Source organism: Chelatococcus reniformis, from assembly GCF_014640075.1.
Lineage (GTDB): Bacteria > Pseudomonadota > Alphaproteobacteria > Rhizobiales > Beijerinckiaceae > Camelimonas > Camelimonas reniformis.
On sequence record NZ_BMGG01000003.1, the window covers coordinates 1 to 10444 of the forward strand.

At 58.3% G+C, this 10444-nt stretch carries 8 protein-coding genes and 1 pseudogene; 2 read left to right on the top strand and 7 right to left on the bottom strand.

The annotated features are described in order from the left end of the window. The 4 genes from IEW34_RS08175 to IEW34_RS08190 all read right to left on the bottom strand — a co-directional run. Positions 1 to 427 (bottom strand): helix-turn-helix domain-containing protein (locus IEW34_RS08175; RefSeq protein WP_188608689.1); only part of this gene is annotated, 427 nt, incomplete at its 3' end. A gap of 202 nt (positions 428 to 629) precedes the next feature. Beyond that, on the bottom strand, positions 630 to 1430 hold the full coding sequence (locus IEW34_RS08180) for a hypothetical protein (RefSeq protein WP_210324471.1): 801 nt from the start codon (positions 1428 to 1430) through the stop codon (positions 630 to 632). Then, on the bottom strand, positions 1414 to 2490 hold the full coding sequence (locus tag IEW34_RS08185; protein ID WP_188608691.1) for a GSCFA domain-containing protein: 1077 nt from the start codon (positions 2488 to 2490) through the stop codon (positions 1414 to 1416). The genes IEW34_RS08180 and IEW34_RS08185 overlap by 17 nt, the downstream gene beginning before the upstream one ends. Positions 2491 to 3112: 622 nt before the next feature. After that, on the bottom strand, positions 3113 to 4207 hold the full coding sequence (locus tag IEW34_RS08190; protein WP_188608692.1) for a hypothetical protein: 1095 nt from the start codon (positions 4205 to 4207) through the stop codon (positions 3113 to 3115). Between the two features lie 379 nt (positions 4208 to 4586). Here IEW34_RS08190 and IEW34_RS08195 point away from each other — a divergent pair, with 379 nt between their 5' ends. Then, positions 4587 to 6491: an acyltransferase gene (locus tag IEW34_RS08195; RefSeq protein ID WP_188608693.1), complete on the top strand. Its 1905-nt coding sequence runs from the start codon at positions 4587 to 4589 to the stop codon at positions 6489 to 6491. A 70-nt stretch (positions 6492 to 6561) separates the two neighbouring features. Here IEW34_RS08195 and IEW34_RS08200 read toward each other — a convergent pair whose 3' ends face one another. Genes IEW34_RS08200 through IEW34_RS08210 form a run of 3 tightly spaced genes read right to left on the bottom strand, consistent with a single transcriptional unit; the run spans position 6562 to position 10003 of the window. Then, positions 6562 to 7410 (bottom strand): hypothetical protein, encoded by an 849-nt coding sequence (locus IEW34_RS08200; RefSeq protein ID WP_188608694.1) that lies wholly within the window; start codon positions 7408 to 7410, stop codon positions 6562 to 6564. After that, positions 7410 to 9647 carry a hypothetical protein gene (locus IEW34_RS08205; RefSeq protein WP_188608695.1) on the bottom strand — a complete coding sequence of 746 codons (2238 nt, stop codon included), beginning with the start codon at positions 9645 to 9647 and terminating at the stop codon, positions 7410 to 7412. The genes IEW34_RS08200 and IEW34_RS08205 overlap by 1 nt, the downstream gene beginning before the upstream one ends. Beyond that, positions 9647 to 10003 (bottom strand): hypothetical protein, encoded by a 357-nt coding sequence (locus tag IEW34_RS08210; RefSeq protein WP_188608696.1) that lies wholly within the window; start codon positions 10001 to 10003, stop codon positions 9647 to 9649. Before IEW34_RS08210 ends, IEW34_RS08205 begins: the two co-directional genes overlap by 1 nt. Before the next feature lie 175 nt (positions 10004 to 10178). Between IEW34_RS08210 and IEW34_RS08215 the strand changes: the two are divergent. After that, a pseudogene (locus IEW34_RS08215) lies at positions 10179 to 10444 on the top strand (IS5/IS1182 family transposase); the annotation flags it as partial.

The window sequence follows — 10444 nt, forward strand, 5'->3', positions numbered from 1 at the left end:
CGCGCGATTTGCGCCAGGCGCTTGGGGAAGGCTTTTTAAAAGCGTCGATGGCCCCGCTGGGCTGGGCGTGATGGCGGGGGCGGGCCGAGAGCTTGCGGTAGCCCGTGGCGCGCAGTTCCCGGCTCAAGGTCTGCTTGGAGACCCTCACCTGGAACTCCTCCCAGATCCATTGGCACAGATCGATCAGACGCCAGCGCACGACCCCATGGATGGCCGGTGTCGGCCCAGCCTCGATCATCGCGGCCAGAGCCTTGCGGTGCTCGGGCGTCAGGCGCGCCGACGGGCCGGGAGCCTTGCGATCGATGAGGCCATCGGGCCCCTGGGCATTGAACTTCACCACCCAGTCGCGGACGATCTGGACGGTGACGCCTCCGATCCGGGCAGCCTCGCCGCGCGAGGATCCTTCGTAGATGGCGGCGAGCGCCAAAAGCCGTCGCGCCTGCGGGCCACCCTTCGACCGCCTTGCCGCGGCCCAGCAGCTGTCAGCGTCGAAATCTGTTCTCAGCGCGATCGGCATGGCGAATCACTCCGTTCGCCACCCATGATTCACATGTTCGCCGATGGGGGAATCCCCGCCGAGTCACGCATCACGGGATTTGGTATAAGACCGCCTCATGGCCACTCCGAATCTATACTTCCAACTTTAGCTCTATAGCGTCCAGGATAAGCGCGCCATAATCGATATTCATGTGATTCACATCAGATGCGTGCGGCCGCTTGACGACGGCTCCAGGAGTAATATCACCAATGCTTTTTGCGCTAAACCGCTCATCGGTTAGATAGCCATCAAAGGTCACTTGAGGTTGCCGGATAAATCCGACGCTCGCCCCTACTGCCTTCCGCGCCCCCGCATTGAAGGCTTCGCTCAAGAACCCCGCTACTTCGCTCTCGAACATTATTTTCCACTCTTTGTAGCGCGTCATCTGCCGCTCATCGCCCGCAGGCGGTAGTCGCCCGATACCGGTATGCGGCGCGGGTTGAGGCACGACCAAAATGGGCTTATCGCTCGCGTTGCGAATCTGCTCAACAATTCTTGTCGCAACGGTAGCCCGCAACAGATAAGCGATCATCTCGATGAATAGGGCCGACGAAACCAAACTAAGCTTGGGCTGCTCATATCTGAGCGTGCGATATTTTTGAAATGCCTTTAAGGCACGCTGAACGCCAAATCCATTGCCTACAACAATGAACGCGTCATGATCGTCTATACAGATATTACCGCACCCGGACGAAGTTACGATTTGCGCATCTGGAATGCCGGCATCGAGCACGCCGTCGCGTACTGAAAAGCCCGCTAACCTCTGCCCGCCGGCGGCCAGAAAACTACGCCCCACGAGCGGAGATCTCCTGCCCTCCAGAGCCTGCTTGATACACAACAGATGAGAGTTCCCAATGAAACAGAGCCTCACCACTTCACCTTGCAAACGCATCCAGCAACATTTCCTCACATACAACGTCGTCAGCGAAGTCGGCCTCCGGTTCATTGCTCGCACCCGAGACCGCTGAAACATCAATTTTGGTGTCCACGCCAGCATCGTACGCAGAGAAAAATGCACGCATCACCGACTCGACTCCCTCGGAACTAACGCTCCGAAGATTTGACTCAAAAAACGACGATCGCGCTGCCGGATTCGTGATGATTTCATAGGATGGAAAATAGTCTATATCATCGAACTCTTCGTGAAGATCACCAGCAACCGCGCGTAGCACTGACTTCGAATAGGTTGTAGCCCTCAAAACGTGCGAGCCTGTTGCAGTAGCAGTTAGTGGTACAGGCGAGACCGTCAGAATAAAGCGACAATCCGGGCGGTATCTCTTGATGTATCTCCTCGCCTTGAGAAAATCGCCCTTTACCTCACCGTAAGTAAAATTCTTAAAGAGAAATCTCTCAGGATCATACTTGCCCGCAATTGTTCCTGGCGCTGTTGGGTAAACAGTGCCGCTATCTGCGTCTAACCATGCTTCCGTGAGGCCCATAGTAAAAACAAATACGTCAACCAACCGAAGCATCCGCCGAACAGCCGCCAAATGCCGCTGCCGATGCGCAACCACCTCATCCGCGCTATCCAATCCGGACGGCTCGACACTCGGGCGCTGAGCGTCGTAGTAGCGGCCACTATGCTCCCAGACCGGGTGTGCCGGAACAACTCGACCCGTAGCCTCCTCGATCAGTTGAAGCAACTGTCGGGTACTATATATATTCCCGTATCGTCCGGAATATAGCCCATAGCCATACTCTCGAGCTATATCGACCGAAAGGAACTTGGGCGCCGGCTCGACATCCAGCACCGAGTACCCGCTCCCGCGAAGTCGCTTTGCAATGTGCTGAGCGAAGCAGCTCCCCGCTGTAACTATTTGGTCTGCTCGACCGAGCGGAGCTTTCGGTCGATACAAATCGAGCATCGAGTGCGGATTACAACGCTGGACGCCCGCCCTCCAGAAGGCAACGTCGGGGAGATGCTCATAAGGCGAATTGGGCTGCTCACTCATATCGCTATGCTGGAGCAATTAGCCAGCTTGCGTCAAGCGCCTCCATCCGAATTGGCCCAAGACCCCTTCATCGGGGCAACTGAGGTCACAAGAATCTCGCCAAACCGCTCTGCCCCGGCCTACGCTACGGGTTCAGGTGACCAATGCCCACTTGACTGCCAGCCGACTTCCCGCGAGCTGCAGCAGCCATGGCGGGGCGAGAGGACTGCGGCGACATAACTCAGCCCCGCTTCAACGCTGGAGGCATCGCCGAGCCCCCGCGACGTCAGGGCCGACGAGCAAATGCCAGCGCCGCTTGCGCTTGCAATTTTTGCAACGCAACTGCCAGGAGCTCACGGCGCACTACCTGCTAGCGATGCAGCGCGCATCCTGACGCACTCAGCTCACCCGCGTCGTGGGTCCGAGGGCATTACGATCGCGATTTCCACGTACCCGATCTCGCCCTGCACGCCCATCCATGCTATCAGTTCCAGTGGGGTCAGCTCGGGAGCATGCGGGTGCTTAAGTTTTACTATATGGGCGCGGCGCTATTCGTAGCAGCTTTGCTTTACATCTTTTTCGTATATGTAATGGGGCAAACAACTTTCGAAGACGATGATTGAAAATTTGACCACATTAAACGCTACGGCTGCGGTTCTCGCTTCAGCCCTCCTGCATCTACCGCGATCCGCTGCGCTGCCACAATGCGCTCCGCCGCGGACCGGAACTCGCGCCGCCCGGTAATAAGCGCAGACCACGCCAAAGCTGACGCTACCTGCAGCGGCGGCAGCCGCTTTAGGCCGCCCCTTCGATTGGACTCTACAAGCACCCGCGTACTATGCCCCGCGTCAATCGACCCGTCGTCACGCACGAACCCAGCCAACCATGCTGCTCCTTTTAGAAGCATCGCACGGACCAGCTCGCGCATCGCCGGATCCTGACAGACGGTGTAGAATCGCGCAGCGCTAATTAGTCCGACCGCTTGGTAACCTATATCATACCCGCCCCCCTCAGGGTTTATGCCATCAGGTGCTTGCTTAGCGCCCCCCGCGCGCGCATAAAAATACGCTTTCGCCCTAAGCACTTCATCATCGTTCAATTCCGCCACCATTCCAAGGGCCGACGCTGTGACCCAGTAGCGGTGCGTGTAGCGGGAAAACACGCGGATCCCCTTATGCGTGCGAAAATCAAGAGCCGCAACGTACTGCGCGCTCTTTGTCAATTTGCCGAGCAGCGCTTCTCCATCACTCTTGAGGCCCAGTTGCCGCTCGGCTAGCAAGCCCAACCCGCCGTTCTCCACGATTGAGACAGTACCCAGAACTGATCCCGGGTTATCGTCGAAGCTACCGTCGGGCCTCTGAAGGTTGAAGCCCCATTCGAGCGCCCTCCAGCCGGCATGGCGCAACGACGGATCGTTGCGCACCAAGCCCAATTGAACCCACCGCCCGCCAACCCGTTGCTGATAGAACAGCGGCTCAGATCTCCTCCCCTCCTCGAAATCGTGATTCAAGGCAAACGCGCCGGTAAAATTGTCGGGGACTCGCGGCGTCGGACCGAGCGCGGCATTGATCACAGGGTCGAATAAGGCGATTCCGAATTCGACAGCCGACTGACTACCGGAAACCTGCTGCTGCGCCGGCTTCTGACCGTAGGATGGTGATGGCACCAGCGCGAGCGTCGCGAACGCAAAAAACAAGGCCGCCGCCGAGCGCCCGAAAGATCCTATGATTTGTTTCACGGCTATCCCAACGCGCCAATCCATTGTAACTGTACGGCACATATATGAACCGTCAAGGGCACGTTGGCGCCCAGCGCACGTGTCGATACCTGGAGAGACAACGCTATGCAAAGGGCCCGCTCAGGCCGTCGGCAAGGTGAACAGAAACTTTGACCGAAGGCATGCGGCGGCGCAACGATTTTGTCGTAATATGAAGCCATTGATACGGAGTCTGCGGCTCTGGGGGATCCAGAACTTGTCCTCCCAATTAACCATTCGTGCGACCGAAGCCGCCGTCCCCTCAATTATCTCCAAGCCGCCTCACGCCGACCTCAGGCTCGTATTGCCGACAGTTTCGATGGTGGTACATTACTCCAATAAACCAACGTTGAGGTAGTTTATGACAACGGCTGACGCCCGCGCAATGCTTGACCGCGCCCGATCACTGATTTCGGAGCAAGGAGTGGTAGCGGACCTTCCAATCATCCCTGAAGCCGTCCGCGAAATAGGCGACGGCAATCTACTCTTAGTCGGCGAAGGCTCAAACGTTGAACCGGCGCAAGTCTCTATTAAGGGTTCAGGAAATGTGATCGTAATTGGTAAGGGCGTCCTGCTGCAGAAAGCGCAAATTGGCATCGATGGCAACGCCGGAGTAATTGCCATTGGCGACGGCGCGGCAATTCGAAACGCTCGATTCGGCATTAGATACAATAATTGTACACTTGTTCTGGGACGAAAGCTAGCCTGGCGCGGCGGAATGCTGTTCTGCACTGGTAACAACGTTCACGTTCTTGTTGGAAACGACTGCATGTTTGCCGACAAGGTCATGATTCGTACCTCCGACGGGCACGGTATATTTAATCTAGCCACTGGCGATCGGATTAATAGTCCAGATTCAGTTATAATTCACGAGCACGTCTGGCTTGGCAACTCAGCACGTGTTTCTAAAGGTTGCGTCATCGGCGGCGGCACCGTCGTGGGCCAGAATTCTATTGCCTCCGGGAGCCTACATGGACGGAGCATCTACGCGGGCGCTCCCGCCCGCAAGCTGCGCAGCAACATTGCATGGAGCCGTGGAGAGTCTTTTCGAAGCGTTCCTGAGAAATTCAAGCGTACTACGCTACACTTCATTCCGCACGGCGGTCAATCCTTAGCAACAGGGGCCGGGGCGAAGTATCTACCTGTAGACGATCGGATCTATTCGAAAATACCGCCCACGGACCGAGGTCTAATGTTCAATAGCGGAACTCGTGGTGCCGGCGATGAATTGGTAAATCCTTCGGATCTTGTGAACGTCGAAGCTGCGCATGAACGCTATTCCTCATACAATGGCGAGACGCCCGGCACTGCGCTAATGGCGTGGTTGATTGCAGAACTAGACCGCGGCGGGAACTCGTGGGACACGGTTCTTTATCGAACCCACGCGAAGGGCGGTCGGGAGATCGCCCGTCTCTCGCGAGGGAATCCTCCCTTCTCGAATTTCGAGCGTGAAGTTGCAGGGGCTGCACGGATCGCGCAGGAATCGTCGCGGGACATCAATATCCCAGCCGTGCTATGGACTCAAGGCGAGGCAGATCGCAACAACACGGACCGCCGCGGGTATGCCGAGAGCCTTCGTCGCCTTCGCTGCGACTACGAGGCCGTCATTCAGCGTGTGACGGGGTCAACCGCGCCCGTTGCACTGTTATTAGACCAGCTGGCGGCGAGCTTCAGGTATAATGCTTCCGATATCGCCTTGGCACAGCTGGATTTGGTCGAGACCGACCCGAATTTCTACCTTAGTACACCGAAGTATATCTTCGCCGGAGACGTATTTGGGCTGATAGATACAGTTCATTTACGCCCGAGGGCGACCGCTCTATTGGGCGAATATCAGGCGAAAGCATGGAAGGCGCTGTTTGTGGATAGAGCCAAGTGGACCGGCTTGCGACCTAGGTCTTTGGTAGTGAACGGCAGAACGATCCAACTTGAGCTATACGTGCCAAAGCCTCCTATCGCCCCACATCTGTCGAAACTCGCAAGGGCAAGGAACTTCGGCTTTCGGGTAACCGGCGAGAAGATTGAAACAGTTACCGTAGTTGGCCCCGAGCATATCGAAATTCGCTTGGAGCGCATTCCACAGCGCTTAGCCCTTCTGGAATATGCATTCACGGGGGGCACCCCCGAGGTTGGTCGAGCGCGCGCATGGGGCAACATTTGTGACAGCGACGAGACACCTTCTATAGTTAGGCCGGATGAGCCACTTCGCAATTATTTAGCTGTTTTCCAGCGGTCTCTTTTCGATGGTGACGCCGTGTCCGATTGAGGGGAGACACTGGGGGAGAGCATATGCGCTGGGAGCTGTGGAGTCGTAGCTGACTTGTCTTCGGTGCCACCTACGCGACTGTCAGCTTCGATGTGTCCCGGCCGTACTGCTTAACGAGGCCGAGCATGTCCGCGTGGACGGGCCTGTGTAGCGAGACTCTGAAGAGGAGCACGTCCGCAGCGGTCAGCTTCACAGGCGTGCCGGATCCACTCGGGTAGATGAGGGCAAATGTGGGGTCCATGCAGACTGCACTGGAGTTGGTATTCGTCGCCCACGTTCCGCCGTTAACGCTGATGGAGACAGTACCCGTGTCGCCTTCCCACGCGCAGATACCAATGAATGGCGTGTCGGCGGGGAACAGGGTGGACGCGGCGGCCTGAGCCCCCGAAGTGCCGACGCGGCTGCCCAACGTCGAATTTCCTCCCGATATGCCCGCCGTCATCTGATGCAGGCCGTTCGACTGAGGACTGCCGCCGCACATCCATGAGGTTGCCGTCTGAAGATTTGCCATCCCGATGATGACCTTTGTCCACTCGGCGGTGGCCACCGGAACACCGCCGACGCCACCCGGCAACGCGTTGCTTGGATCAACCGGAATTATACTGGACTCGCATACGAGCGTGTCGACACTGGCAACTTGATCGAAATAGATCGCAGGCCGATTGCCGAATGCCGCGTGAGCCGAAACATACTGCGGCTGCTTGGCCGTTATAGTCTGAACGAGGCGCAGGTTGGGTGTCCCCAGAGGTGCGCGCTGAATGACAGCGCTCGCCTGTCCGCTCGCAACACTAGTGCGGGAAAGCTCAAAATTCCACCATCCGATTAAGCGTGGATCTTCGCCGATACTCTCGTCGTAATTTGCGAGTACAGGTAGCGTATCGTCCGTACTGACGCCGGACATAGTGAGAAATGACACCATCACGTAACGTCCTTTTTAAATATAACACTCCAGTTCCAGAGAGTCACGCCGGCGACATACCTTGACGTATCATTGTCACTGTCGCGCAGATTACCCCAAGCGCTCGCCCTGTACTGACCGGACATGTTGATAGCGCCGACGTACGCATATTCAGGCGTTGGCAACGCGCCCGTAGGAATAGCGGAGAGTGTCACCTGGACCCTACCGATGCCCATGGTGCTGCCTGGAGCCGTCCCGGTGCCGTCGTCTGCAATCGCCACCGAGGCGACGGTGCTTGTACCGTTGCTGTCGCGGTACACGAAGCCATTCTTGCCGCCGAACTGAGTGAAATCGGGCAGCGTCGCGGTGTCAATGATGAGAGGAGGGACAGGGACGTAGAATGGGATGGTGATGACAGCACCGGAGCGTGTAATGGCGCCGGACGGTCGGAGCGCCGTCCACCACTTGTTCTGACGAAATACCCAATCGTGAACTTTGGCCTTGTACTCGCCCTTGATGTCGTAGCCTGCCGGGTAGAGGTGCGGACCGCCGGCCAGGTATCCAAATACATTGGTCCTCAGCATGTAGTCGGCGGTGGTAATGGAGACCTGCTGGGCCGCCGCCGTGGTACGTCCGGCCACCTCGTCCTCCTCCACAAGGTCGAGCTGCGCGAGAGAGATCTCTGACGCACCAAGGTTCGGGGCCTCGATCTCGCCATTCGCGGTCAGTTGCCCGATGGTGAGCAAGATGGGGCGGGCGTTTCCGAAGATGCCTTCGCGGATATCGGTGTCATAGTCGCTGCGGAGTTGGCGCAAAGCGTTGAGATAGTCAGTGCGGGTCTGCGCGCCCTGACCCAAATAATTGCGATCCTGCTGCCCCTGCTCCAAATGCAAGGACCGGTGGACGGTCGCCTTCCCGTAGCTAGACGCAATACCATTGAACTTCTGCGCATAGATGAGCGCATTGTCCCACCAACCAGTGCCCTTGTTGATTTCCGCGATGCCCCTGCCGCCCTTGCCGTGCGCAATATAAAAGCGAACGCCCCTCGGAGCTCCAGCAGCGACCTCACGTTCAAGAAGCGAGCCCATAAGCGCTGTGCCCATTGACTCCGAAAGCCCTCGGGCAGTGAGCCTCTCGTGACATGCCTCGAAGCTCGTAATCGCACTAGCATCTAGTTCATCGCCAGCTTGGGTTCCGTCACCAGCGAGCGCGAATGCACCAATCGTGCCGGTGTTGAAGCAGAAGGAATTGTGCGGGGCGACCGGATGGCCGAGCGTTGGCTGAAGCGCGCCGTTCGTTGTGCCCTGATTAAGCGACTGCCCATGGCTGGGCACGTACTCGATGAATACACAACTCTCGTCCAGCGCCGCGCGGCGATAATCTCTATTTATCAAAACACTTATTGATCTATTAAGATAGTATACTTGCCCTCGTGTCAAGGTTCTGCTGATATCTTGGAAGCCACTAAGGTCGGTAGAGCCCCAATAGGTCGCAGGCAGCAGCGCGCGGGCCTCGTCGGTCGTATACGCGACGGCACTCATTGCGCGCTGGGCACTGTCACGATCTAGCCGGGCGCGGATCTTGCCATCCTTGCCGACGCCAATGACGATGCCTCCGTTGCTGAACTGTACGAGAGGGCCGAAGCCGAGGTCCGGGTCGAAGTTGGGGTCGGCTCGGAGTCCCCGGAGCCAGCCCAGCGAGGCATCCGAGAAGATATAAGCGAGTACTTTATTTGCGGCGTCGGCGATGCCACCAATAACTGCAGTGTCCGGCGGGTCGGCGAGCAAAAAATTGGCTCCGATGAGGTTAACCTTCTGGTCGAGTTTGTTGATAGCCGCGCTGCTTGGCTGGGTCAGAATCAGCCTCTCGGTTGCGGAGCTGAGGCGCTGGTAGAGGTAGAATGACACATCACCCGAGCCAATGACCTTGAAATACTCGCCGTCAGCAACGGTCGCTCGGCCCGCCGCGATGTCCGGATACATTTGGCCAGCAGCTAGAACGGCATCGCGGGCGGCTTCGGCGGCGAACCGCTGCGTCTGTGCGGCGTCTGCGTCAAGGGCGGCAGCGTCGGCGTATTTCTTGGCTCCGTAGCCCTGGCCTGGCTCAACCTCGGCGTTGGACTGCGTAGCCCACTGCTGCGCCTTTGACACGGCCTCCTGAGCCTCTGGAGTAACGTCGCCGGTCTCACCGCGCGGCCCGCGCAAGCCGACTTGTGCCCGTACCTTGAAGGATGCAGGCGCCCGAGAGGTGATCGCCATCAGAAGCGGCTCCCTGTGATTGTGAGGATGCCGTCGAGCGGCACGATGTATTCGCCGGTCATCTTGTGCTGTATGCGGTAGACGTGAGTGTAGATGCCGGGGCATGGGGAGGCCTCCCCCATGTTGAAGGTGATCCAGCTGTTCTCCGGGGCCGGCGCAGTTGGCGAGATGATGATGCCGCCGTTGTCGAGGGTGCCAGTATAAATCTTGCTGCTGTTCGCGTTCCAAACCGTCCATTCGTGGCGATATTCATCGATCGGCCAGGGGCTTTCATCGGCCTGGGTAAAGAGGCCAGTAAACTGGACGGTGGCGCCGACGCTGAATTCGTAGTCGGCGCCGAAGGGCGCTGCGGTCATGGTTTTCTCCAGGAGAGGTAGCCAGGCAGGTGCCTGCCGTGGCAGCGGGCCGGTCGGTGTCGGGGCTGCTGCTCGAAGATGCGGCCGGAGAGCCCGGTCAGGCGCAGATATTGTCAGGTATTCTCGATAGATTGCGCGCGGCTGCAGCAGGGTCGTGGCGATCTTCTTCGGGACCGTGGTGAAGCTGGGGCACGTGGCGGTCGATGGGACCAAGCTGAAGGCCAACGCCAGCCGGCACAAGGCGATGAGCTATGGGCGCATGAAGACGACCGAAGCGAAGCTGGCGGCGGAGGTGGACGCCTGGCTGAAGGCGGCCGAGGATGCGGACCGGACCGATGACGCCGAGCACGGGGCGGACCTGCGCGGCGATGAGACGCCCGACTGGATGGCCGACAAGCAGCAGCGGCTGGCGCGGATCCGCCGGGCCAAGGCCGAGCTGGA

What these genes read in the sequence shown, in the direction of transcription:
- IEW34_RS08180 (WP_210324471.1), bottom strand. Translation starts at nt 1,430, where the DNA reads ATGCGTTTGCAAGGTGAAGTGGTGAGGCTCTGTTTCATTGGGAACTCT.
- IEW34_RS08185 (WP_188608691.1), bottom strand. Translation starts at nt 2,490, where the DNA reads ATGAGTGAGCAGCCCAATTCGCCTTATGAGCATCTCCCCGACGTTGCC.
- IEW34_RS08195 (WP_188608693.1), top strand. Translation starts at nt 4,587, where the DNA reads ATGACAACGGCTGACGCCCGCGCAATGCTTGACCGCGCCCGATCACTG.
- IEW34_RS08200 (WP_188608694.1), bottom strand. Translation starts at nt 7,410, where the DNA reads ATGGTGTCATTTCTCACTATGTCCGGCGTCAGTACGGACGATACGCTA.
- IEW34_RS08205 (WP_188608695.1), bottom strand. Translation starts at nt 9,647, where the DNA reads ATGGCGATCACCTCTCGGGCGCCTGCATCCTTCAAGGTACGGGCACAA.
- IEW34_RS08210 (WP_188608696.1), bottom strand. Translation starts at nt 10,003, where the DNA reads ATGACCGCAGCGCCCTTCGGCGCCGACTACGAATTCAGCGTCGGCGCC.